The sequence below is a fragment of the Cellulosimicrobium sp. KWT-B genome, from assembly GCF_002127155.1.
Classification (GTDB): Bacteria; Actinomycetota; Actinomycetes; order Actinomycetales; family Cellulomonadaceae; genus Cellulosimicrobium; species Cellulosimicrobium funkei.
The window spans coordinates 411,141-435,599 of record NZ_NEDO01000001.1 but is presented as its reverse complement, the minus strand read 5'-3'; the positions used below and the strand labels follow the sequence as shown (position 1 = coordinate 435,599).

General features: G+C 73.5%; 15 protein-coding genes. 11 read left to right on the top strand and 4 right to left on the bottom strand.

Annotated features, from left to right (window positions below; translation table 11 throughout):
• Positions 1–133 precede the first annotated feature (133 nt).
• From B9L22_RS01915 to B9L22_RS01885, 6 genes are all read left to right on the top strand, one after another.
• The gene (locus B9L22_RS01915) at positions 134–2,548 is read left to right on the top strand and encodes a family 43 glycosylhydrolase (RefSeq protein ID WP_086149017.1); all 2,415 of its coding nucleotides are present in this window, start codon (positions 134–136) and stop codon (positions 2,546–2,548) included.
• Between the two features lie 230 nt (positions 2,549–2,778).
• Positions 2,779–7,716, top strand: coding sequence for a family 43 glycosylhydrolase (locus tag B9L22_RS20370; protein ID WP_158097130.1), 4,938 nt, complete (start codon positions 2,779–2,781; stop codon positions 7,714–7,716).
• A gap of 122 nt (positions 7,717–7,838) precedes the next feature.
• Positions 7,839–10,415, top strand: coding sequence for an immunoglobulin-like domain-containing protein (locus tag B9L22_RS01900; RefSeq protein ID WP_143317009.1), 2,577 nt, complete (start codon positions 7,839–7,841; stop codon positions 10,413–10,415).
• 212 nt (positions 10,416–10,627) lie between these two features.
• Entirely contained in the window at positions 10,628–12,877 is a 2,250-nt protein-coding gene (locus tag B9L22_RS01895; RefSeq protein WP_086149015.1) for a glycoside hydrolase family 127 protein, read from the top strand.
• Complete coding sequence (locus B9L22_RS01890; protein WP_086149014.1) at positions 12,874–14,883, top strand: Ig-like domain-containing protein; 2,010 nt, start codon at positions 12,874–12,876, stop codon at positions 14,881–14,883. The genes B9L22_RS01895 and B9L22_RS01890 overlap by 4 nt, the downstream gene beginning before the upstream one ends.
• 280 nt (positions 14,884–15,163) lie before the next feature.
• The gene (locus B9L22_RS01885) at positions 15,164–15,856 is read left to right on the top strand and encodes a hypothetical protein (protein WP_086149013.1); all 693 of its coding nucleotides are present in this window, start codon (positions 15,164–15,166) and stop codon (positions 15,854–15,856) included.
• A gap of 57 nt (positions 15,857–15,913) precedes the next feature.
• Here B9L22_RS01885 and B9L22_RS01880 read toward each other — a convergent pair whose 3' ends face one another.
• Positions 15,914–17,239 carry an MFS transporter gene (locus tag B9L22_RS01880; RefSeq protein ID WP_086149610.1) on the bottom strand — a complete coding sequence of 442 codons (1,326 nt, stop codon included), beginning with the start codon at positions 17,237–17,239 and terminating at the stop codon, positions 15,914–15,916.
• A gap of 77 nt (positions 17,240–17,316) precedes the next feature.
• Here B9L22_RS01880 and B9L22_RS01875 point away from each other — a divergent pair, with 77 nt between their 5' ends.
• Positions 17,317–17,907, top strand: a complete 591-nt coding sequence (locus B9L22_RS01875) for a transcriptional regulator (protein ID WP_086149012.1) — start codon at positions 17,317–17,319, stop codon at positions 17,905–17,907.
• Between the two features lie 458 nt (positions 17,908–18,365).
• Here the strand turns inward: B9L22_RS01875 and B9L22_RS01865 are convergent, their stop codons facing one another.
• Together B9L22_RS01865 and B9L22_RS01860 are read right to left on the bottom strand one after the other, a co-directional pair.
• Complete coding sequence (locus B9L22_RS01865) at positions 18,366–19,070, bottom strand: TrkA family potassium uptake protein (RefSeq protein WP_043655776.1); 705 nt, start codon at positions 19,068–19,070, stop codon at positions 18,366–18,368.
• Between the two features lie 173 nt (positions 19,071–19,243).
• Positions 19,244–20,620, bottom strand: coding sequence for a TrkH family potassium uptake protein (locus tag B9L22_RS01860; RefSeq protein ID WP_086149010.1), 1,377 nt, complete (start codon positions 20,618–20,620; stop codon positions 19,244–19,246).
• A 199-nt stretch (positions 20,621–20,819) separates the two neighbouring features.
• Between B9L22_RS01860 and B9L22_RS01855 the strand changes: the two genes are divergently transcribed.
• Together B9L22_RS01855 and B9L22_RS01850 are read left to right on the top strand one after the other, a co-directional pair.
• A complete protein-coding gene (locus tag B9L22_RS01855; protein ID WP_086149009.1) occupies positions 20,820–22,046 on the top strand; it encodes an acetoin utilization protein AcuC in 1,227 nt (408 codons plus the stop codon).
• Between the two features lie 185 nt (positions 22,047–22,231).
• Positions 22,232–22,330, top strand: coding sequence for a 30S ribosomal protein bS22 (locus B9L22_RS01850; protein ID WP_003792170.1), 99 nt, complete (start codon positions 22,232–22,234; stop codon positions 22,328–22,330).
• Between the two features lie 94 nt (positions 22,331–22,424).
• Here B9L22_RS01850 and B9L22_RS01845 read toward each other — a convergent pair whose 3' ends face one another.
• Complete coding sequence (locus B9L22_RS01845) at positions 22,425–23,297, bottom strand: HAD family phosphatase (protein WP_076403236.1); 873 nt, start codon at positions 23,295–23,297, stop codon at positions 22,425–22,427.
• Positions 23,298–23,346: 49 nt separating this feature from the next.
• On the opposite strand from B9L22_RS01845, the gene B9L22_RS01840 reads away from it, so the two are divergent.
• Both B9L22_RS01840 and B9L22_RS01835 read left to right on the top strand, forming a co-directional pair.
• On the top strand, positions 23,347–23,637 hold the full coding sequence (locus B9L22_RS01840) for a glutaredoxin family protein (protein WP_232322615.1): 291 nt from the start codon (positions 23,347–23,349) through the stop codon (positions 23,635–23,637).
• Between the two features lie 56 nt (positions 23,638–23,693).
• Complete coding sequence (locus B9L22_RS01835) at positions 23,694–24,368, top strand: redox-sensing transcriptional repressor Rex (protein ID WP_021482510.1); 675 nt, start codon at positions 23,694–23,696, stop codon at positions 24,366–24,368.
• The last annotated feature ends 91 nt before the right edge of the window (positions 24,369–24,459 follow it).

Below are 24,459 nucleotides of genomic sequence, written 5' to 3'. Positions count from 1 at the left end.
GCCGCGCAGGCCGCGCCGGGTCGGCGCCAGAGGAGGGAGGACGCAGGACGACGGCGGGGGACCGCCGTCGGGCACGACCGTCCGCGCGAGGCGCGCGGACGCGCAGGACACCCACATCGATCGAGGAGGATCCATGGACACGCACCACCGCAGACGACGTCGCCTCCGCGGCGCCGTCGCCGGGGCCGCGCTCGTGACGCTGCTCTCCGCGTCGCTCGCCGCGCTGCCGTCGTATGCCGCGGACGAGGAGCTGGTCGTCAACGGCGGCTTCGAGGACGGCACGACCGGCTGGTTCGTCAACAACGGCAACGCGACCGACAAGGCCGTGCTGTCGACCACCGACCAGGCGTTCGCGGGCGAGGCCGCGGCCCTGACCACCGAGCGCGCGACGACCGGCTCCGGTCCGATGCAGGACCTCAGCGGCAAGGTCCGCGCGGGCGAGACGTACGAGCTCACCGCGAAGATCCGGTACGACGCCGCCGCGGCCCCGGCCACGAAGCAGTTCTTCGCCACGATGCACTACGGCGGCGGGTCGTACACGAACCTGGTGAGCGTCACCGCGACCAAGGGCCAGTGGGCGACGCTCGACGGCCGGTTCACGATCCCGGCCGACCAGAACGTCGGCACCGCGCGGCTGTTCTTCGAGACGCCGTGGACGAGCAACCCGTCCGCCGACCCGGCGACGCACCTCATGGACTTCGTGCTCGACGACGTCTCCGTCGTCGGCGCGGCCCCGCCTGGGCCGCCGTCGAAGACGATCGAGGTGCTCGGCAAGCTGCCCGGCGAGCACAACCCGCTCATCTCCCACAAGTTCGGGGCCGACGGGTTCGGGTTCGTCGAGGACGGGCGCGTGTACATGTACATGACGAACGACACCCAGGGCTACGCGCCCGACCCGGTGACGGGCGTCTCGCCGCAGATCAACTACGGCAGCATCAACCAGATCACGCTCATCTCGTCCGAGGACCTCGTGAACTGGACGGACCACGGCGAGATCCAGGTCGCGGGGCCGCAGGGCGTCGCGCCCTTCACCAACAACTCGTGGGCGCCGGGCATGGCGAAGAAGACGGTCGACGGCGTCGACAAGTACTTCCTCTACTACGCCAACGGCGGCGGGTCGTCGAACGTCATCACGGGCGCCTCGCCGCTCGGGCCGTGGACGAGCGAGCGCGACAGCACGCTCATCGACGGGCGCACCCCGGGCGCCGAGGCCGTGGCCTGGAAGTTCGACCCGGCGCCGCTCGTCACCGACGACGGCGCGTACCTCTACTTCGGCGGCGGGCCGGCGTCGACGTCGATGCCCGCGGCGGAGCGGTTCAACAACCCGAAGAACATCCGCGTCATCGAGCTCGGCGACGACATGGTCTCCACGCAGGGCACGGCGGCCGTCGTGGACGCGCCCGTGGCGTTCGAGGCGGCGCAGGTCTTCGAGCGCGACGGGAAGTACTACCTGTCGTACTCGTCGCACTTCGGCGGCAACGACTTCGGCGGCAACCAGGCCACGCTCCCGGGGTACCCGGGCGGCGGGCAGATCGGCTACATGATCTCCGACGACCCGATGTCGTTCCCCAAGGAGACGTACGCCGGCGTGATGTTCCCGAACCAGTCGCAGTTCTTCGGCGCGGGCACGGGCGGCAACAACCACCAGTCGGTGTTCGAGCTGGACGGCAAGTACTACTTCACGTACCACGCGCCCACGCTCAACAAGCGCATCAACGGCAGCACCACGCAGGGCTACCGCAGCCCGCACATCCAGGAGCTGACGTTCAACGCGGACGGCACGGTCCAGCAGGTCGTCGGCGACTACGCGGGCGTGGACCAGGTCAAGGACCTCGACCCGTTCCAGGTGCTCGAGGCGGAGACGTTCGCGTGGCAGCAGGGCCTCACCACCGCGAAGGTCGACGGCGGCTCGGCACAGTTCGGCGACCAGGCGCCGAACCTCGTCGTCCGCGACGTCGACGCCGGCGACTGGTCGGCGCTGTCGTCGGTCGACTTCGGCGACGGTGCCGCGAGCGTCACGGCGCGCGTCAAGCCGCTCGTCGAGGGCGCCACCGTCGAGGTGCGCCTCGACGACCGCGAGGGTGCCGTCGTCGGCACGCTCGGCCTCGACACCCCCGTGGGCGAGTGGGCGGACGTGACCGCCGCCCTCGAGGGCGTGAGCGGCGTCCACGACGTGTACTTCACGTTCGCCGGCCCCGCGGGCGTCGACCTCGTCGAGGTGGACACGTGGGAGTTCGCGGCCGACGCCGCGGGCCCGGCCGTCGAGCTCGACGTGACCGCGTCCGCACGCTGCCTCGCGGGCAAGGCCTACGTGGCGGTGCGCGCGACGAACCTCGCCGACGTCGCGGCCGACGTCGAGCTCGTCACCCCGTTCGGCACGCGCGTCGTGCGCGACGTCGCGCCGGGGGCGAACGCGTACCAGTCGTTCGCCACGCGGTCCGCGTCGATCGCGGCCGGGGTCGCGACCGCCACGGGCACCGCGGTGCTCGACGGCGCCACGGTCGAGACCGCGCACGAGGCCGCCTACGGCGACCTGTCCTGCGGCTGACACCGGACGACCAGCACTGCCCGACGGCGGCCCGCACCCCACCCGGTGGTGCGGGCCGCCGTCGGCGTCGGCGTCCGGGTGCGCCCGGGAGCCCTCACGCGCTTTTCGACATCGTTGTCGGTCCCGGGGTCCCTAGGCATGTTTGCGTTCACATGTTAGCGTTCACACGCGCGTCCGACGGCGGACCCGCGACCGGCGCCGACGCCGGGCACGACGACGAGGAGTCACCGATGACCTCACGCCACGAACCACCCCCGACGCCCGCGGAGCCCCGCGCCCGACGCCGACGCCGCTCGCTCGCGGCGCTGCTCGGCCTCGCGCTCGTCGCCCCGCTCGCGCCCGTGGGCGCGGCGGCCGCCGGCCCGATGCCCGCGGCGCCCGCACCGGTCCCCGCCGCGGCCGAGCCGACCACGGACGGTCTGCGGCTCTGGCTCCCGCTCGACGAGACCGAGGGCGCCGTCGCGCACGACGCGTCGGGTCACGGCCTCGACGCCGCGCTCGTCGGCTCGGGCGGCGGGTGGCGCGCGGGACAGGGGCTCACGTTCGGCGGCGCGAACCACGTGGACCTGCCCGACGACCTCCTGGCCGGCTACGACGCCGTGACGGTGAGCGCGGACGTGTGGGTCGACACGTCGCTGAGCGGCAACTACTTCTTCTACACCCTCGGCAACCCGGCGGTCGGGACCCCGCAGTCCGGGAACGGCTACCTGTTCTCGACGGGCAACGCGAACTACCGTGCGACGATCTCCGACCTCGCGTGGGGCCGCGAGCAGAACACGGCCAAGACCCCCGCGGGCGCCCTCCAGCGCGGCGTGTGGAAGACCGTCACCTACACGCTCGCGGGCGGCACGGCGCGGCTGTACGAGGACGGCACGCAGGTCGGGCAGAACACCGCGGTGACGATCACGCCCGGCGCGATCGGCGGCGGCACCACGACCGCGAACGCGCTCGGGAAGTCGGCCTACGCGGCCGACAACCTCTTCAAGGGGCGCATGAAGGACTTCCGGCTCTACGACCGCGCGCTCACCGCGCAGGAGGTCGCCGACCTCGCGTCGGACGCCGCGCAGGACGCCGTCACGGCCGACGCCGCCGCGCTCGACCTCGGCGACACGAGCGCCGTCGGCACGGACCTCGCGCTCCCGGCGAAGGGCGTCGGCGGCTCCGCCGTCGCGTGGTCGAGCTCCGACGCGGGCGTCGTCTCGGCGAGTGGCGCGGTGACGCGCCCCGCGGGCGACGAGCCCGCGACCGCGACGCTCACCGCCACGGTGACGCTGCGCGGCGCGACCGCGACCCGCACGTTCGACGTCACGGTCCTGCCGGGCGACGGCGACCAGGCGAAGGCCGACGCCGCGGCCGCCGCGCTCGAGGTGACGAACCTCGACGACGTGCGCGGCAACCTCACGCTGCCCACCACGGGGCTGCACGGCGCGAGCGTGACGTGGGAGTCGTCGTCGGGCACGATCACCCCGACGGGCGAGGTGACGCGCCCGGCGCACGGCGAGGACGCCGAGACCGTGACCCTCACCGCGACGGTGGCGGTCGGCACGGCCACCGCCACGCGCGAGCTCGCGGCGCACGTGCCGCCGCTGCCCGAGCAGGAGGACCTCGCGGGCTACCTGTTCTCCTACTTCGTGGGCGAGGGCACCGCCACGGGCGAGCAGGTCTACTTCGGGCTCAGCCAGGGCAACGACCCGCTGAAGTACCAGAACCTCAACGACAACCAGCCCGTCCTCACGTCGGAGCTGGGGGAGAAGGGCCTGCGGGACCCGTTCATCATCCGCTCGCCCGAGGGCGACAAGTTCTACCAGATCGCCACCGACCTCAAGATCTACGGCAACGGGAACTGGGACGCGTCCCAGCGCACGGGCTCGAAGTCGATCATGGTCTGGGAGTCCACGGACCTCGTGAACTGGACCGACCAGCGTCTCGTGCAGGTCTCGCCCGACACCGCGGGCAACACGTGGGCGCCGGAGGCGTACTACGACGAGACGATCGGCGCGTACGTCGTGTTCTGGGCCTCGAAGCTCTACGCGGAGGACGACCCGGACCACACCGGCAACACGTACAACCGCATGATGTACGCCACGACGCGCGACTTCGTGACGTTCAGCGAGGCGCAGGTGTGGGTCGACCCGGGCTACTCGGTCATCGACTCGACCGTGACGCAGCACGATGGCCAGTACTACCGGTTCACCAAGGACGAGCGGAACAACACGTCGTCCACGCCGTGCTCCAAGTTCATCCTCGCGGAGAAGGCGGCCGAGCTGCGCTCGACGGACTACGACTTCATCACTGACTGCATCGGCAAGGCGAACTCGCTCGGCGGCGGGATCAACCAGGGCGAGGGCCCGACGATCTTCAAGTCGAACACCGAGGAGAAGTGGTACCTCTTCATCGACGAGTTCGGCGGCCGCGGCTACGTGCCGTTCGAGTCGACCTCGCTCGACGCGGCCGAGTGGACCATGTCCACCGACTACGAGATGCCGTCGCGCCCGCGCCACGGCACGGTGCTCCCCGTGACGCAGGCCGAGTACGACCGCCTGCTGCGGACGTACCAGCCCGACGCGTTCGTCGAGTCCGTCGAGGACGTCGCCGTGACCGTCCAGACCGGCTCCGCGCCGGTGCTGCCCGCGAGCGTCACGGCACGCTTCGCCGACGGCTCCACGGGCTCGGCGGACGTCACGTGGGACGCGGTCGACCCGGCGTCGTACGCGCAGGCGGGCTCGTTCGCGGTGCTGGGCACGCTCGGCGGCGGCGTGAGCGTCCGCGCCCGCGCGGTCGTCACCGTGACCGACGACGTCGTCCCCGTCGAGGGCCTCAGCGTCACCCCCGAGTCGCTCGAGGTGGGCGTCGGCGGCACGCGGCAGCTCACCGCGACCGTCACGCCCGCGAACGCGACGGCGCGCGCGATCACGTGGGCGTCGGACGACGCGGACGTCGCCACGGTCTCGGCCGACGGCGTCGTCACGGGCGTCGGCGAGGGCCACGCGCTCGTCACGGCGACCACGGCCGACGGGTCGCGCACCGCGTACGTGGCGGTCGAGGTGACGGCCGACGTGCCGGGGCTCGTCGTGCGGTACGCGTTCGACGAGACGAGCGGCACGGCGGCGGCGAACACCGCGCCCGGGTCGTCGTTCGGCCCGGCGACGCTGACCAACGGCGCGGCCTTCTCCGGCACCGGGGAGGGCGTCCGGCTCGACGGGACGGACGACTACGTCGACCTGCCCGACCACCTGCTCGCCGGGCTCACCGACGTCACGGTCGCGCTCGACGTCAAGGTCGCGACGGACCAGGCGACGCCGTACTTCGTCTACGGTCTCGGCAACACGAGCGGCACGGCGGGGAACGGGTACCTCTTCACCACGGGCAACGCGTACCGCACGTCGATCGCGACGGGGAACTGGACCACCGAGCAGACCGTCACGAAGAACGCGAACCTCCAGCGCGGGGTGTGGAAGCACCTCACGTACACCCTGTCCGGCACGACGGCCGTGCTCTACGAGGACGGCGTCGAGGTGGGCCGCCAGACCGGCGTCACCATCGACCCGAAGGACATCGGGAACGGCTCGACGCTCGCCAACTACATCGGCCGCTCCCTGTACTCGGGCGACCGCTACCTCAAGGGCTCGGTGCGCGACTTCCGGGTCTACGACCGTGCGCTCACGGCGGACGAGGTCTACCAGGTCGGGGCGGACCACACGGCCGTCACGGGCGCCGAGCTCGACGCGCTCAAGGTCCCCGCGATCGTCGACGGGGCGAGCTCGACCGTGACGCTCGCCGTCGTGCCGGGCACGGACGTCTCCGCGCTCGCGCCGGTGCTCACGGTCTCGCCGCGCGCGACCGTCACGCCCGGGAACGGCTCGGTGCAGGACCTCACGCAGCCCGTGGAGTACACCGTGGCCGGGCCGGACGGGTCGTCGCGCACGTGGACGGTCCAGGCGAAGCAGATGGGCAGCCCCGTGCTCCCCGGGACGTACGCCGACCCGAACATCGCGCAGTTCGGCGACACGTTCTACCTCTACGCCACGACCGACGGCACGCCGGGCTGGGGCGGCAAGGACTTCTACGTCTGGAAGTCCACCGACCTCGTGACGTGGGAGCGCTCGGAGCAGCCGTTCCTCACGCTCGACGGCGCGAACGGGAACGTCCCGTGGGCGACCGGCAACGCGTGGGCGCCGACGATCATCGAGCGGGACGGGAAGTACTGGTTCTACTTCTCCGGCCACAACCCGACGTACGACCGCAAGACGATCGGCGTCGCGGTGGCCGACAGCCCTGAGGGACCGTTCACCGCGCAGCCGACGGCGATGATCACGAACGGCGAGGCGGTCACGTCCGGCCAGGCCATCGACCCGGCCGCGTTCCGCGACCCGGAGACCGGGAAGTACTGGCTGCTGTGGGGCAACGGCGGGCCGTCGAACGGCCCGGTCATGGCGGAGCTGGACGACGACATGACGTCGATCAAGCAGGACACGCTGCGGCGCATCCCCGGCCTGACCGACTTCCGCGAGGGCCTGTTCCTCAACTACCGGGACGGCGTCTACCACCTCACGTACTCGATCGACGACACGGGCTCGGAGAGCTACCGCGTCGGCTACGCGACGTCGGACAGCATCGACGGCCCGTGGACGTACCGCGGCGTGATCCTCGAGAAGGACGCCTCGCAGGGCATCCTCGGGACCGGGCACAGCTCGATCCTCAACGTCGAGGGCACCGACGACTGGTACATCGCGTACCACCGGTTCGCGATCCCGGGCGGCAACGGGACGAACCGCGAGACGACGATCGACCGCCTCACGTTCGGCGAGGACGGCCTCATCCAGAAGGTCGTGCCGACGCTCGAGAGCGTGGACCCGGTCGACGTCGCCCCCGCGCCCCGGGTCGAGCTGACCGTCGAGGCCACCCCGCGATGCCTCGCGGGCAAGGTCTACGTCGCGGTACGGGCGACGAACGCGGGCGACGTGCCCGCCGACGTCACCCTCACGACCCCGTACGGCACGAGGACGTTCGCGGGCGTCGCCCCGGGCGCGAACGCCTACCAGTCGTTCGCGACGCGAGCGACGTCGGTCCCGGCCGGCACCGTGACGGTCACCGGCACGGCCGTGCTCGACGGCACCCCGGTCACCACGCCCTACGACGTCGCCTACGACGCCCACCCCTGCGGCTGACGATCCCCCGAGGTAGAGCCCCGGTGAGCCGAGGTAGAGGCGTGGTCACGACCACGCCTCTACCTCGCGGGACCGGGGCTCTACCTCGCGACACACCTGCATCTCGACGAGGAGAGGACGACATGGACCTGACACATCGAGCACGCTCGGCGCTCGCCGCCGGGCTGGTGGGGGCGCTCGCCGCCACGACGCTCGCCGCCGCCGTCGCGGCGCCCGCCGTGGCAGACGTCGGCGGGCCCACCGACGACGGGCTCGTCGCGTGGTACCCGCTCGACGCCGCGAGCACGACCGGCGGCACGACGGCGAACCGCGCCGAGGGCTCGACGTTCGGCCCGGCCACGGTGGTGGGCGGCACGACGACGGCCGACGGCACGACGCTCGACGGGACCGACGACTACGTCGACCTGCCCGACCACCTGCTCGCGGGCCTCACGGACGCCACCGTGAGCCTCGACGTGCTCGTGAGCCAGGACCAGGGCACGCCGTACTTCGTCTACGGGCTCGGCAACACGAGCGGGTCGAACGGCAACGGCTACCTGTTCACGACCGGCAACGCGTACCGCACGTCGATCGCGACCGGGAGCTGGACCACCGAGCAGACCGTCACCAAGGGCGCGAACCTCCAGCGCGGCGTCTGGAAGACGCTCACGTACACGCTCTCCGGCACGACGGCGACGCTCTACGAGGACGGCGTGCAGGTCAAGCAGGCGACGAACGTCACGACCGACCCGGGTCAGATCGGCGGCGGGCAGACGACCGCGAACTACGTCGGCCGCTCGCTCTACTCCGGTGACCGCTACCTCAAGGGCCAGGTGCGCGACTTCCGCCTCTACGACCGTGCGCTGAGCTCGGCCGAGGCGGCGGAGCTCGCGGCCCGGACCTCCACGGCCGCCGCGGACGCCGACCTCGCCGCGCTCGACCTCGGCGACACCAGCGCCGTCACCGCCGACCTCGTGCTGCCCACCACGGGCGCGCAGGGCTCGATCGTCACGTGGACGTCGTCGGACGCGGGCGTCGTCGGCGCCACGGGGAAGGTCACGCGGCCCGCCGCGGGCGAGGACGACGCGACCGTGACGCTCACGGCCCTCGTCACGCGCGGCGCGGTCGCGCGCACCGCCCAGTTCGAGGTCACCGTCCTCGCGCACCTCGCTCCCGCCGAGGCCGTGGCGTGGGACGCGAGCCACGTCGTCGTGCCGCACCTCGACGACGTGCGCGGCAACCTCACGCTGCCCGCCGAGGGGGCCAACGGCTCCGCCCTCACGTGGGAGAGCTCCGACCCCGCGACCGTCTCGGCCACGGGCGAGGTGACCCGGCCCGCCCACGGCGAGCCGGCCGCCGTCGTGCGGCTCACCGTCACGGCGACGAAGGACGGCGCGACCGCGACGCACACCTACGACGCGACGGTCCGCCCGCTGCCGGCCGCGGCCGACTACGAGGGCTACTTCTTCCCGTACTTCGAGGGGGAGAGCACCGCGGACGGCGAGTCGGTGTACTTCAGCGCGAGCAACGGGAACGACCCGCTCGACTGGGTCGAGCTCAACGACGGCGAGCCCGTGCTCACGTCGACGCTCGGCGAGAAGGGCTTGCGCGACCCGTTCATCATCCGCTCGCCCGAGGGCGACCGGTTCTTCCTCCTCGCGACCGACCTGCGCATCTACGGCGGCAACAACTTCGGCAACGCGCAGGAGCGCGGGTCGCGCGCGCTGATGATCTGGGAGTCGACCGATCTCGTGCACTGGTCCGACCAGCGCATGGTCACCGTGTCGAGCGCGTACGCGGGCAACACGTGGGCGCCCGAGGCGTTCTGGGACGCGCAGCGCGGCGAGTACATCGTCTACTGGGCCTCCGCGCTCTACCCGACGACGTCGACCGACGGCCGCCGCATCGCCGACTCCTACCAGCGCATGATGTACGCCACGACGCGCGACTTCGTGACGTTCTCCGAGCCGCAGGTGTGGATCGACGAGAAGCGCGGCAACGGGCTGGGGATGATCGACTCGTCGATCGTCGAGCACGACGGCACGTACTACCGGTTCACCAAGGACGAGGCGTACATGATCCCGCGCCTCGAGAAGTCGACGGACCTGCGCTCGACCGACTGGGACCTCGTCGCCGAGAAGATCGGCTACGGCCAGCCCAACCCGTGGGGCGGCACGCTCACCGCGGGCGAGGGGCCGACCGTCTTCAAGTCGAACACCGAGGAGAAGTGGTATCTCTTCGTCGACCAGCCGAGCTACCACGGCGGCCAGGGCTACCTGCCGCTCGAGTCCACCGACCTCGACTCGGGCGTGTGGACGTCGGTCGACGCCCACCTGCCGAGCAGCCCGCGCCACGGCACCGTGCTGCCGATCACGGCCGCCGAGCACGCCGCGCTCCTCGCGGCGTACGGCGAGCAGCCTCCGGCGCCCGAGCTCGACCTCCCGGTCGAGGCCACGCCGCGCTGCCTCGCGGGCAAGGCGTACGTCGCGGTCCGCGCGACGAACGGGGAGGACGTCCCCGTCACGCTGACGCTCACGACGCCGTACGGCGAGAAGACGGTCGCCGACGTCGCGCCGGGGAAGAACGCGTACCAGTCGTTCGCCGCCCGCGCGACGGCGGTCCCGGCCGGGACCGTCACCGTGACCGGCGTCGCGACCCTCGACGGGAAGGAGGTGACGACCACGCGCGAGGCGCAGGTCGACGCGCTCGACTGCGCCTGACACCCGCGAGGTCGCACCCCGCCGAGGGAGAGGCGAGGTACCGCGAGGGAGAGGCGTGGTCACGACCACGCCTCTCCCTCGACGGACCAGAGCTCTCCCTCGGCGACGTGGCGGCCGGGCGGAACCAGCACGAGCGTCGGACGCGGGGCTTCCCTCCTTGCCGCCGACGACGCTTCCACCACTCGACGACGAGTGAGAAGGAGCGACAGCTCATGCACGTGCACGACACCAGCTACTCGCGACGAGCCGTCCTGCGGCTCGGGGCGCTGGCCGCAGGGGCGACCGGCGCCGTCGCGCTCGCGGGCGGCGGCAGCGCGCTCGCCGCGCCCCCGGTCCCGGCGCTGACGGTCCCGAGCGGACCGCCCGTCAGCCGGGCCTTCCTGCGGTCCCTCGACCGCTCGGTCTCCCTCGACGGCTGGGCCGCCGAGCCGTTCCCGATGTCCGACGTGACCCTCGCCCCGAGCGTCGCGACGCGCTCGCAGGACCAGATCCTCCACCTCGCGCGCGAGTACCCCGTGGACCGCGTCCTCGCGGTGTTCCGGCGCAACGCCGGGATCGACACCCAGGGCGCGTCGGCGCCCGGCGGCTGGGAGGGCTTCGGCCACGCCAACGAGCAGCCGTGGGGCCCCGACGACTACCCGGGCCGGGCGAACACCCAGACCGCGAACCTCCTGCGCGGGCACTACGGCGGGCACTTCCTGTCCATGGTGGCGCTCGCGTACGCGAGCACGGGCGAGACGGTGTTCCGCGACAAGGTGGACCAGATCGTCGAGGGCCTCGGCGAGGTCCAGACGGCGCTCGCGGCCATGGGCCGGTTCAGCCACCCCGGGTTCCTCGCCGCCTACGGCGAGTGGCAGTTCAGCCAGCTCGAGAAGTACGCGCCGTACGGCGAGATCTGGGCGCCCTACTACACGTGCCACAAGATCATGGCCGGCCTGCTCGAGGCGTACCGCCTGGCGGGCAGCGACCAGGCGCTCGCGCTCGCGTCGTCCATGGCGGCGTGGGTGCACAGCCGGCTCTCCGTGCTGCCGCAGGCGCAGCTCGACCGGATGTGGGGCATCTACATCGCGGGCGAGTACGGCGGCATGAACGAGGTGCTGGCCGACATCGCGTCGATCACGGGCGACGACACGTACGTCGCCACGGCAAAGCTGTTCGACCTCAACACGCTCGTCGACGCGAGCGCTGCGGGCACGGACACGCTCAACGGCAAGCACGCGAACCAGCACATCCCGCAGTTCCCCGGCTACCTCAAGGTCTACGACCTCACGGGCGAGGAGCGGTACCGCCATGCCGTCGAGGGCTTCTGGGGCATGGTCGTGCCCGGGCGCACCTACGCGCACGGCGGGCACGGCGAGGGCGAGCTGTTCGGCCCGCCGAGCACGGTCGCGGGCGACATCGGCGCGCGCAACGCCGAGACGTGCGGCACGTACAACATGCTCAAGCTCTCGCGGCTGTTGTACTTCCACTCGCTCGACCCGAAGTACATGGAGTACTACGAGCGGGGCCTGCTCAACCACATCGTCGGCTCGAAGAAGAACACGCAGTCCACGACGAGCCCCGACGTCACGTACATGTACGGGGTCAACCCGGGCACGCGCCGCGAGTACGGCAACACCGGCACGTGCTGCGGCGGCACGGGCCTCGAGAACCACGTGAAGTACCGCGACTCGGTCTACTTCCGGTCCGTCGACGGCGAGGTGCTGTACGTCAACCTCTACCTCGCCTCCACCCTGACGTGGGAGGAGAAGGGCTTCGAGGTCGTCCAGGAGACGCAGTACCCGAAGGTCGGCGCGACCCGGCTCACGGTGAACGGCTCCGGGCAGCTCGACCTGCGCCTGCGCGTACCCGGCTGGGTGCGCAAGGGCTTCACGGTGACGGTCAACGGGGTGGAGCAGGAGCTCGACGCCGTACCCGGGACGTACGTGAGCGTGTCGCGCTCGTGGTCGCCCGGCGACGTCGTCGAGGTGACGATGCCGCTGAGCATCCGCGCCGTGCCGACGATCGACAACCCCGCGATCCAGAGCATCGAGAACGGTCCGACGGTCCTGCTCGCGCGCAGCGCGTCGCGCGAGTACCTCAAGCTGTCGCTCTACGCCCACATGGGCCTGGACGGCACGCTCGAGGGCGCCTTCACGGACCTCGGGGACGGGTACTTCCGCCTCGGGGACCTCACGTTCGAGCCCGCATGGTCGGGCGACGACACGCAGTACCACATGTACGTCGAGCGCTCCGAGCCGCGCGTGGTCTTCGCCGGGCTCGACAGCGGCGTCACCAACGCCGCGCGGCCGAACGGGACGACGTTCCTCGACGTCGTGTGGGGCGACGGCGGATTCGCCGACCGCGCAGCGTTCCTCCAGAAGGTCCAGCGCACGGTCGAGCAGTTCACCGCGGACGGCCTCCTGAGCCGCCGCGACGGTCAGAAGGTCCTGGTCACGGCAGGGAAGGCGAGGCTGGCATGAGCGCGCGCACCAGCTCATCACGGGTCGCGGGCTCGACCGTGCTCATCCCGCTCGAGGACCGGCCGGCGGCACCGCGTGCCCGACGGCGCATGGTCGCCACCGTGACCGCGCTCGCCCTGGCCCTCACGGGCGCGGGGGTCGGGGCGTGGGCCGCGGTCGGCGGTCCGGGGACCGAGGGGCTGACCGCGGCGGCCGACGAGGCGCCGTCGAACGTCGCGCTGATCGGCACGCCCGAGGCGAGCTACACCGCGTCGTGGAACAAGGTCGAGGCCGTGAACGACGGCGCGGGCGTCAGCACCGGGGGAGCGCACGACGCGACGTGGGCGACGTGGAGCGGGGACCGCCCCGCGACGCAGTGGCTCGAGTACTCCTGGCCCGCGCCGGTCACGGTGGACCGTTCCGTCGTCCGGTTCTGGTCGGACGGCACCGACGCGAACGGCGACAACGTGCGCGTCCCGGCGTCGTGGACGCTCCAGTACTGGGACGCCGACGCCGGCGCGTTCGTCGACGTCCCGAACCCGAGCGGCTACCCGACACAGCGTCTCGAGACCAACGAGACGACCTTCGACGCGGTGACGACGACGCGCCTGCGCGCGACGTTCGACGCGCTGCGGGGCACCACGGCGACGACGTACTCGGCCGTCGGGGTCTCCGAGTGGGAGGTCTGGGGCACGGGCGGCGTCGAGGAGCCCGAGCCGGTCGACCCGAACGGGCCGATCGACCACTCGCCCGTCCACATCCCCACGGACGTCGGAGTCCTGCCCGACCTCCCGGCCGAGATCGACGCGATCTTCACCGACGGTCGTGTCGAGACGGTCGCGGTCGACTGGGAGGACGTCACGGCCGAGGACGTCGCCGCGGCGGGGGCGTTCGAGGTCAGCGGGACGTCGGACGAGCTCGTCGAGCCGGTGAGCGGCACGGTGCACGTGCGCGACGGCGAGCCGGGGGACGTCATCACGGTGGACAACGTGAGCGTCGTGACGCTCGCGGGCACCGCCCCGGCGCTCCCGGCGACCGTCACGGCCGAGTACGAGGACGCGTCGAAGGACAGCCGCATCCCGGTGACGTGGGACGCCGTCGACCCCGCGGAGTACGCCGAGCCCGACCGGCTGTTCTTCGTCGACGGCGACGTCGAGGGGACGGACGTGCCGGCCGAGGCCGTCGTGTTCGTCGTCGCGCCCGACACCGGCGAGGACACGACCCCGCCCACCGTGACCGTGACCGCCCAGCCCGGCCCGGCGACGTCGGGCTGGTACGTCCAGCACCCGACCGTCACGGTCGTGGCCTCCGACAACCGCGACCCCGCCCCGGCGGTCGAGGTCTCGGTCGACGGCGGCGCATGGGCACCGTACGACGGCCCGTTCGCGGTCGACGAGGACGGCGTGCGCACGGTCGAGGCGCGCGCGACGGACGCCGCCGGCAACGTCGGGACGGGCTCGCGCGAGCTCCGCGTCGACAGCGTCGCGCCCGTGACGGTCGCGACGCTGCGCGAGGTCGGCAGCAGCGTCGAGATCACGCTGGCCGCCACGGACGCGGGCTCGGGCGTGGACAAGGTGCAGTGGGAGGGCCCCGGCACGTTCTGGGGCACCTACACCGAGCCGTTCACGCGCGCGCTCACCGACGAGCCGCAGGTCATCGAGTTCGCCGCGACGGACGCCGCGGGCAACGAGGAAGCGCGGCAGCAGGTCGTGCTGCCCGCCCTCGGCGGCGAGCCCGAGCTCGACCTCGTGGTCGAGGCGACGCCCCGCTGCCTGGCGGGCAGGGTGTATGTGGCCGTCCGTGCGACGAACGGCGAGGAGGTCCCGGTCGCGGTGACCCTCGCGACGTCGTACGGGGAGAAGGCGTTCGCGGACGTGGCGCCCGGCGCGAACGCGTACCAGTCGTTCGCGGTCCGGGCGACGTCCGCCCCCGCCGGGACGGCGTCCGCCACCGCGTCCGCCACGGTCGACGGCAAGGAGGTGACCGCCACCGTCGACGCGCCGTTCGACGCGCTCGACTGCGGCTGACCCGCGCGCCCGGTCCCGGCAGGACGGGCGACCCACAGGCCCCCGGGCGGTGTGCCGGCACCGCCCGGGTCCGGCTCGGCCCCCGTCGCTCCGCGGAGCGGCGGGGGCCGAGCCGTGCCCGCCTTGTCGACGGGGGTGCGACGCGTGGGTGAACAAACTGGACGGGTGTTCAGTTCGGGCGTCCAGGATGGCAGGATGTCCGTGAACTGGACGCCCGTCCAGTCGGGTTCGGGGGCGACCCAGCGGTGCCCGCCCCGGGCCGGACGAAGAGGTTCCCCGCGTGACGACGACCACCCGCAGGCTGCTCGCCGCCCTCGTGCTCGCCGGCTCGCTCGTCGTGCCCGCGGGCACGGCCGGCGCGACGACGCCGACCACCCTCCCTGCAGCGGCCGCCGCCCCGGCCGCCACCCCGGTCGCGATCTCGGTCACGGACCCCGCCGACGGCGTGCGCGTCAGCGTCGAGATCACCGAGCGCGCGGTGCCGACGGCGCCGCGCGTGGCTGTCGTCGGCTCCGGGCCGTTCGTCGTCGGCGGCAGGCTCGAGCTGCGCGGGACCGGCCTCGCGCCGCACGCCGTCCACGAGGTCTGGCTCGAGAGCGATCCCGTGCTCCTGGGCACCGTCACGACGGACGCCGACGGGGCGTTCCTCTTCGTCGCGACGATCCCCGCCGGCACGACGCCGGGCGAGCACCACGTGCGGCTCGTCCCGACGGCGGGTGGCGCCGACGTGGTGTCCGAGCCGTTCCTCGTGCTCGCCGCCCCCGGCGAGCCGCACGAGCCCGGGACGACGCCGTCCGCCGGGTCCGGGGGAGCGGGCGGCTCGGGTGGTGCGGCGGCGGGCGGCGGGCCGGCCTCCTCGCGCCCGGGCCTGGCGACGACGGGCGCGGGCCTGGGCCTCGTCGCGGCGCTGGCCGGGGCGGCGGTCCTCGCCGGGGCGGCGCTGCGCCGTCGGGCAGGCAGCGGCGCGGCCTGAGCTGCGCACCACTCCGGGCGCACCTCGTCGGCGCGCCCCTCCGGCGCGACCGCAGCGTCAGCTCTCCGGCCGAGGCTCCGCCTCGGCGCCAGGCCGCGCGGCCTCAGCCGCGCGTGCGTCGGCGTCCCGTGCGTCCGCGGCAGCCTCGGCGGCGTCCATCGCCCGGTCGTCGACGACGAGCATCCCCAGGAGCGTCGCGCCGGACACCGCCGCCATGACTACGAACACCGTGCGCAGCCCGAAGAGCTCACCGAGCAGGCCGCCCACCGCGGCGCCGAGGGGCAGCGTCCCCCAGGCGAGGAGCCGGTAGCACGAGTTGAGTCGGCCCAGCAGGGCGTCGGGCGTGATGCGCTGGCGCAGCGACAACGTCACGACGTTCCACACGGCGATCCCGGCACCGCCGACGGCGGAGACGGCGCCGATCACCCACGCGTTCGTCGTCACCGCGGGGACGCCGACGAGGGCGACCGTGCCCAGGATCGTCAGCGCGAGGGAGCGTGCGCGCCCGATCGTCCCGACGACGCGCTCGGCGACGAACGACCCCGCGAACGCCCCGACCGCCGTCGCGGTGAGGAGCACGCCGTACGCCGGCTCGGACAGGCCGAGCGGCGAGTCGGGGCCGACGGCGTAGAGCACGAAGACGGCGAACGCGGCGTTGCTCGCGAAGTTGATGCCGCCGACCATCATCGCGAGCGTGCGCAGGATGCGGTCGTGCCACAGAAATCGCAGGCCCTCGGCGACGTCCGCGCGCAGCGTCGTGCGGGTCGTGCGCACGGTCCGGTACGTGCCCGGGAGCCCGAGCAGCAGCACCACGGCGAGCGCCCAGAGCGCCCCGGGGACGCCGAACGCGACGGCGGCGCCCGCGGCCACGAGCAGCCCGCCCAGGGGTGGCCCCACGAACTGGTTCGCGGTGAGCTCCGCCGCGTAGAGGCGCCCGTTGGCGCGGGGGAGCGCGGTGCGCGGCACGACCTGCGGGAGGATCGACTGCGCCGAGGTGTCGTACAGCGTCTCGGTGACGCCGACGGCGAAGGCGACGACGTAGAGCACGGCGACGCTCCCGGCGTCGGGCACGAGCGCGACGGCCGCGAGCGCGACCACGAGGACCGCGCGCGCCACGTTGGCCCCGACCATCGCGAGCCGCCGGTCCAGACGGTCGGCGAGCGCGCCCGCGGGCAGCGCGAAGAGCAGCCACGGGAGCGTGAGGGCGAACGTCAGCCCCGCGACCAGCGCCGGCGACTCGGTGTACCGGACCGCGACGAGCGGGAGCGCGACCTTGAGCACCCCGTCCGCGAGGTTCGAGACCGTGGACGCGGCCCACAGGCGCCGGAACGGCGCACCGAGCGGTGCGGCGGCGGGGCGACGGCGCCCGGGTCGAGAGGCCATGTCGCCCAGCATGGCACAGTGATCGAGAAACCCCAATCGATCGACCACTCTCGATCGAAGGTCCGTACGATGAGCCCATGACCCCCGAGCCCACCCCGGAGCCGATCCCGGATCCCACCGCCGGGCCCGCCCCCGGGCCGCACGCCCCCGACGTCCCGGGCCGCCGTCCGCCCACGGCCCTCGAGGCGAAGGCGCTCGCGCACCCGCTGCGCCAGCGCATCGTGCGGCAGTGCGGCACGCGCGAGATGACGAACAAGGAGCTCGCCGACCACCTCGGCGTCCCGCCGGGCACGACGCTGCACCACGTCCGGCTCCTCGTGCGCGCCGGGCTGCTCGAGCCCGCGGAGGTCCGCACGGGGGCGGGCGGGGCGCTCGAGCGGCCCTACCGGGCCACGGGCGCCACGTGGTGGCTCGACGACCCGCTGCGCGACGCCGCGCCCGGCGCACGGTTCGGCCCCGTCGCCGCGGCGCTCGACGACGCCCTCGCCGCCGGTCCGGACGCCGTCACCACCTCCGCGGCGTTCTACCTGCACCTCTCCGACGACGACGTCGCCGAGCTCGACCGCCGCATCCTCTCCGTCCTCGACGAGTACGTCGCGACCGACGCCGACCGCCACGACCGCCCCCTGCACCGAGGCCTCTTCGTCCTGCACCGCCCACCCTCCTGACCGCCCGCCGTCGGAACCGCCGGCCGTCGGGCCGCCCGCCGTCCTGACAGCCGGTCGGCCTACGCCGGTTCGACCGCGCGCGGAAGGTCCCGGGCGCTCCTGGCCTCCTCGCGGCACGACAGCCCCGGACCCCCGAGGCACGACGGCGCCAGGCCGACCGCCCAGGACCACCGGACCCGGACCCGGACCACGGGACGAAGGGCGACGGCCGGGACGAGCGGTGGGTCGGACCGTGCGCGAAGGACGTCAAGGTGGACTTCTTGGACCTCCGACCGGAAGATCAGGGCGACGGCCAGGACGAGCGGTGGGGTCGGACCGTGCGCGAAGGACGTCAAGGCGCACTCCTCAGACCTCCGCCCGGAGGACCAGGGCGACGGTGCGCCAGTCCGAGCGCACGGTCCGACCCCACCGCGGACCCGACCCGCGGGCTGTAAACCCGATCGAACCCGACCCGACCCTCACGGCCGAGCGGCGAACCGCTCCAGGAGGTCGGCGTGACCCGACACGATGAGCAGGTCGTTCGCGCTGATCCGGGTCTCGGGGGTCGCGTAGAGGAACTCCTCGCCGGGCGACTTCACGCCGATCACGGTGACGCCGTACCGCTCGCGCACCTTCGACTGCGCGAGCGTGAACCCCTGCACCTCGCGGGGCGGCCGCATCTTGACGATCGTGAACCCGTCCTCGACCTCGATGTAGTCGAGCAGCTTCCCGGAGACGAGGTGCGCGACGCGCGAGCCGGCGTCGGCCTCGGGGAACACGACGTGGTGCGCGCCGATGCGCTGGAGGATGCGCCCGTGCTCCGCCGAGATCGCCTTGGCCCAGATCTGGGGCGTGCCCAGGTCGACGAGGTTGCCGGTGATGAGCACGCTCGCTTCGAGCGACGTGCCCACGCCCACGACCGCGACGGGGAAGTCGCGCGCGCCGAGCTGTTCGAGCGCCACCGGGTTGGAGGCGTCGGCCTCGACGAGCGGGAGCTGCCCGCTCCACTGGGCGACGAGGTCGGGGTCGCGCTCGACGGCGAGCACGTCCTGCCCGAGACGGTCCAGGGTCGCGGCGATCGCCGTCCCGAAGCGGCCGAGGCCGATGACGAGGACGCCCGCGTCCTTGCGCGGGGCCTTCGCCTCGTCCCGGCGCGCGCGCTCCGCGCGGCCGCGCTCGACGATGCGCTGGGCGACGGGGTCCGCGGACGCGCCGTCCTTCCCGTCGGCGGCGCGGGTGAACGGGTCGGTCACGGTGGGGCCTTTCGTCGGTCCGGTGGTGCGGTGTCTGGCGTGTCGGTGAGGTCTCGTGCGGCGGTCGCGTCCGGCCCGACGGCGGTCGCGCCGGGCGGGGCTGCTCACCCGATGATGGGGCGCTCCTCGGGGTAGCGCACGATGCGGCGGCGGTCGCGCAGCGCGAGCGCGGCGGCGAACGTCATGGTGCCCGTGCGCCCGACGAACATGAGCGCGATGAGGACGTACTTCCCGGCGTCGGGCAGGTCGGGCGTGATGCCGGTCGACAGGCCGACGGTCGCGAACGCCGAGATGGTCTCGAAGAGGATGACGTCGAGCGTCTCGCCGGTGATCTCCAGCAGGAGCAGGCTCGACAGGAGCACCGCCGTCGCGCCGACGAACGACACCGCGACCGCGAGCCGGAGGGTGTCGCGCGGGATGCGCCGCCCGAACGCCTCCATGTCCCGGTCGCCGCGCGCCTCGGACACGATGGCGATGAGCATGACGGCGAGCGTCGTGACCTTGATGCCGCCCGCGGTCGACGCGGAGCCGCCACCGACGAACATCAGCGCGTCGGTGATGAGCCAGCTCGCCTCGTGCATGCCGCCGGTGTCCACGGTCGAGAAGCCGCCGGAGCGTGGCATGACGCCCGCGAAGAGCGACGCGAGGAGCTTCTCGCCGAGGTCGAGCGGCCCGAGGGTCCGCTGGTTCCCCCACTCGACGGCCGCGAAGAGCACCGTGCCCACCACGACGAGCGCCGCGCTCGTCGTGAGCGTGAGCTTGGTGTGCAGGCTCCACTTGGAGGCGCGGCGGCGGTTGCGCATGACGTTGAGGATGACGGGGAAGCCGAGGGAGCCGATGAACACGCCGAGGATGATCGGCAGGCACAGCATCCAGTCGCCGACGTACGGGGCGAGGCCGTGCTCCGTCGGGATGAACCCCGCGTTGTTGAAGGCGGAGATGCCGTAGAAGATGCCGTGCCACGCGGCCTCGCCGAACGTCTCCTCCAGCACGATGAACCGTGGCAGCAGGAGCAGCGCGATGAGGAGCTCGAGCGACGTCGAGGTGATGATGACGACCCGCACGAGCGAGCCGACCTCGCCGAGGCGCGTCGTCTTCGTCTCCGACGCGGTGAGGAGCTTCTGCGTGAGGCCGATGCGCCGGGACACGGCCATGCCGAGGATCGACGCGAGCGTCATGACGCCGAGGCCGCCGATCTTGATGCCGAGCAGGATGACGACCTGCCCGTACCCCGACCAGTAGGTCCCCGTGGGGACCACGACGAGACCGGTGACGCACACGGCCGACGTGGCGGTGAAGAACGCGTCGACGAACGGCGCGGACCGGCCGCTCGCCGTCGCCCAGGGCGCCATGAGCAGGGCGGTGAAGACGGCGATGACGGCGGCGAACACGGTGACGGCGAGGCGGGCGGGGGACTGCCGGGCGAGGCGGTCGACGATCTCCCGCCCCCGGAACAGGCGCCCGGTCATGCTCGTCGGCATGGAGCCTCCCTCACCACTCGCGCCACTCTGCCACGGGCCCGGTGGCCCGTCATGTCGCCGCTCCGGCGCCGGGACATCATGCCCGCTCGCGGGCCCGGACGCCGCACCGGGGGCTCGCGGTGGCCCGGACCGGCGGCCCCGCGCGGTCCGGCGCGCGGTCGGTGGGGCGGGGGCGCGCCGTCGGGCGTTACCGTGAGCCATGCCCACGACCGACCCGACGTCGTCGCCCGCCCCGACCGGGGCGGCTGCGACGCCCGGAGCCTGTGTCGTGTGGAGCCCCGAGCTCCTCGGCTACGACTTCGGTCCCGGCCACCCGATGGCGCCGGCCCGGCTCGACCTGACGATGGGGCTCGTGCGCGCCCTCGGCCTGCTCGACGACGACGCGGGCTTGCGGGTCGTGCGGCCCGAGCCCGCGCCCGACGACGTGCTCGAGCTCGTGCACGAGCCCGCCTACGTCGCGGCGGTGCGCGCGGCGTCCGAGCACGGCACGCCCGACCCGGCCCGCGGCCTCGGCACCGAGGACGACCCGGTCTTCCGCGGGATGCACGAGGCCGCCGCGCGGATCGTCGCGGGCTCGTACGAGGCGGCGGGCGAGATCGCGGCGGGCCGCACCCGGCACGCGGTGAACGTCGCGGGCGGCATGCACCACGCGAAGGCGGGCGCGGCGTCGGGCTTCTGCGTCTACAACGACGCGGCCGTCGCGATCCGGCGCCTGCTCGACGACGGCGTCGAGCGCGTCGCGTACGTCGACCTCGACGCCCACCACGGCGACGGCGTCGAGGAGGCGTTCTGGGACGACCCGCGCGTCCTCACCGTCTCCGTCCACCAGAGCGGCGCGACGCTCTTCCCCGGGACGGGCCACCCGACCGACCTCGGGGGCCCCGGCGCCGAGGGCACGGCGGTCAACGTCGCGCTCCCGCGCCGCACCGACGGCGCCCGCTGGCTGCGCGCGGTCGACGCCGTCGTGCCGCCCGTGCTGCGCGCGTTCCGCCCCGAGGTGCTCGTCACCCAGCACGGGTGCGACGCGCACGGCGAGGACCCGTTGTCCGACCTCGACGTGTCCGTCGACGCGCAGCGCACGGCCACCACCTGGATGCACGGGCTCGCGCACGAGCTGACCGACGGGCGGTGGCTCGCGCTCGGCGGGGGCGGGTACGCGATCGCGCGCGTCGTGCCGCTCGTGTGGTCGGCCGTCGTGGGGGAGGTCGTGCACCGGCCCGTCACCGCGGGCGTGCCCCTGCCCGCGGAGTGGCGCGAGCGCGTCGCGGAGGTCGCCGGGTTCGACGCGCCGCTCGCGTTCGGGCCCGAGGTCGAGGTCCGGCGGTGGAGCAGCGGGTACGACCCGGACGACGACGTCGACCGCGCCGTCGCGGCCACGCGCCGGGCCGTCTTCCCGCTGCTGGGCCTCGACGCGCACTTCGACTGAGACGCCCCGCGACCGGTCGCGTACCGGGGCACGGGCGCGAGCGGGTAGGCTAGGGGGCGGATTTCTCTCGTGTTGGTCGGCTTGCGGCGCCCTCGTGGTCGCCGGGGCCCCGATCAACCGTGGACCACCCGCGGCCGGTCGACCGGTCGCCGACCGACACGCCGCTCGAGCATTGCGAGGACCGTATGGGCTCCGTCATCAAGAAGCGCCGCAAGCGCATGGCCAAGAAGAAGCACCGCAAGCTGCTTCGCAAGACGCGTCACCAGCGTCGCAACAAGAAGTGACGTCGCGCGCGTCCTGACGCGCCGACCCGTCGTCGAGCCCGGCCCCTCCCGAGGGACCGGGCTCGACGCGTCTCCGGGCGCGGCTCGGGCGGGGTCAGAGGCGGGCGATGCGCCGGTCGACGGCGCGGCGCACCGAGCGCAGGACGAGCGCCGCGGCCCAGGCGGCGCCGGCCCAGCTCGCGGTGCGGACGCTGCTGCGGGCGACGCGGCGCCGCCGCCCGCGGAACTCGCGGATGGGCCAGCCGACGTCCTGCGCGTGGCGGCGCAGCCGGGCGTCGGGGTTGATGGGGCACGGGTGCCCCACGGCCTCCATCATCGTCACGTCGTTGAGCGAGTCGCCGTACGCGTACGACGCCTCGAGGTCGATGTCCTCGCGCTCGGCGAGCGCCCGCACCCCGGCGGCCTTCGCGCGGCCGTGCATCATGTCGCCGACGAGCCGTCCCGTGTAGAAGCCGTCCTCGTGCTCGGCGACGGTGCCGAGCGCGCCCGTCGTCCCGAGCCGGCGCGCGATGAGCTCGCCGATCTCGACGGGGGTCGCGGAGACGAGCCACACCTGGTGCCCGGCCGCCAGGTGCTCGTCGAGCAGGCGGCGCGTGCCGGGATAGATGCGCAGCGACAGGACGGTGTCGTAGACCTCCTCGCCGATCGCGGTGACCTCGGCGACGGAGCGCCCGGCGATGAGCGCGAGCGCGCGCGACCGGATGCGGTCGATCTGCTGCTTGTTCTCGCCGAACACGAGGTACCGGGCCTGGTGCACGGCGAAGCGCACGATGTCGAGCGTCGAGAAGAACTCGCGCTGGTACAGGGCGCGCGCGAGGTGGAACGACGAGGCGCCGCGGATGATCGTGTTGTCGACGTCGAAGAACGCGGCGGTGCGGTGCGGCGGACCGGGGGCGCGCGCGGGCGCCTCCTCGGGGAGCGTCGGCCGGGAGGTCGGGTCGGGGCCCGGGCCGGGAGACGTCGCCATGCCTCCACTCTAGGCGGTCGGGCTGCCGGGGCCTCGTACCCTGGGAGGCGTGAGCACCTCCGACGCCCCGGCCCCCGTCCTGCTGTTCGGTCGCGCGGGCTGTCACCTGTGCGACGACGCGCGGACGGTCGTCGAGGCCGTGTGCGCGGAGGCGGGCGTCGCGTGGGCGGAGGTCGACCTGGACGCGCCGGGCACGGACCCGGCCCTGCGCGAGCAGTACGGCGAGTACGTGCCGGTCGTCACGGTCGGCGGGGTGCAGCAGGGTTTCTGGCGCGTGGACGCGCGCCGGCTGGCGCGTGCGGTGGCCCGGATTTCGGCGCCGCGCGCGGACCTGGGATGATTCCTCCCGTGGAGCGTGACCGTCGACGAGGACGGTCCCTGGACGACGGAGTGACGGTGGCTGAGCAGGTAGTCGGTGAGGTGACGGCGCCGGGGATCCCGAGCGCGACGGTGGCGCGGCTCCCGTCCTACCTGCGCGCGCTGCGGGACCTCGTGGCGCGGGGCGTCGGGACGACGTCGTCGGTCGAGCTCGCGGAGCTGTCCGGCGTGGGCCCGGCGCAGCTGCGCAAGGACCTGTCGTTCCTCGGCTCGTTCGGCACGCGCGGCGTGGGCTACGACGTCGACTCGCTGGCGCAGTACATCACCGAGGCCCTGGGCCTCGTCGACGAGCACCGCATCGCGATCGTCGGGATCGGCAACCTGGGGCACGCGCTCGCGAACTACTCGGGCTACGAGCAGCGCGGCTTCCACGTGGCGGCGCTCCTCGACGCGTCGCCGGACGTCGTCGGGACGCGGGCGGCGGGCCTCGTCGTCGAGCACGTCGACGCGCTCGAGGAGGTCGTGGAGCGCGAGAAGGTGTCGATCGTCGTCCTCGCGACGCCCGCGGCGCACGCGCAGGCGGTCGCGGACCGCGTGGTCGCGGCGGGGGTGCGCGAGATCCTCAACTTCGCGCCGCGCGCTCTCCAGGTCCCGGCGGACGTCGACGTGCGCGGCGTCGACGTCGGCAGCGAGCTGCAGATCCTCGCGTTCCACTCGCAGGCCCGCGCCCTCGCGGCGTCGCAGGAGCGCTGAGCGGCCCCGGCGCCCGGACCCGGGGACGACGAAGGGCCGCGTGCCGGTGCACGCGGCCCCTCGGGGCGGCACCCCTGCCGGAGGGTGCCGG

What these genes read in the sequence shown, in the direction of transcription:
- B9L22_RS01855 (WP_086149009.1), top strand. Translation starts at nt 20,820, where the DNA reads ATGCCCACGACCGACCCGACGTCGTCGCCCGCCCCGACCGGGGCGGCT.
- B9L22_RS01895 (WP_086149015.1), top strand. Translation starts at nt 10,628, where the DNA reads ATGCACGTGCACGACACCAGCTACTCGCGACGAGCCGTCCTGCGGCTC.
- B9L22_RS01890 (WP_086149014.1), top strand. Translation starts at nt 12,874, where the DNA reads ATGAGCGCGCGCACCAGCTCATCACGGGTCGCGGGCTCGACCGTGCTC.
- B9L22_RS01915 (WP_086149017.1), top strand. Translation starts at nt 134, where the DNA reads ATGGACACGCACCACCGCAGACGACGTCGCCTCCGCGGCGCCGTCGCC.
- B9L22_RS01860 (WP_086149010.1), bottom strand. Translation starts at nt 20,620, where the DNA reads ATGCCGACGAGCATGACCGGGCGCCTGTTCCGGGGGCGGGAGATCGTC.
- B9L22_RS01850 (WP_003792170.1), top strand. Translation starts at nt 22,232, where the DNA reads ATGGGCTCCGTCATCAAGAAGCGCCGCAAGCGCATGGCCAAGAAGAAG.
- B9L22_RS01845 (WP_076403236.1), bottom strand. Translation starts at nt 23,297, where the DNA reads ATGGCGACGTCTCCCGGCCCGGGCCCCGACCCGACCTCCCGGCCGACG.
- B9L22_RS01900 (WP_143317009.1), top strand. Translation starts at nt 7,839, where the DNA reads ATGGACCTGACACATCGAGCACGCTCGGCGCTCGCCGCCGGGCTGGTG.
- B9L22_RS20370 (WP_158097130.1), top strand. Translation starts at nt 2,779, where the DNA reads ATGACCTCACGCCACGAACCACCCCCGACGCCCGCGGAGCCCCGCGCC.
- B9L22_RS01875 (WP_086149012.1), top strand. Translation starts at nt 17,317, where the DNA reads ATGACCCCCGAGCCCACCCCGGAGCCGATCCCGGATCCCACCGCCGGG.
- B9L22_RS01880 (WP_086149610.1), bottom strand. Translation starts at nt 17,239, where the DNA reads ATGGCCTCTCGACCCGGGCGCCGTCGCCCCGCCGCCGCACCGCTCGGT.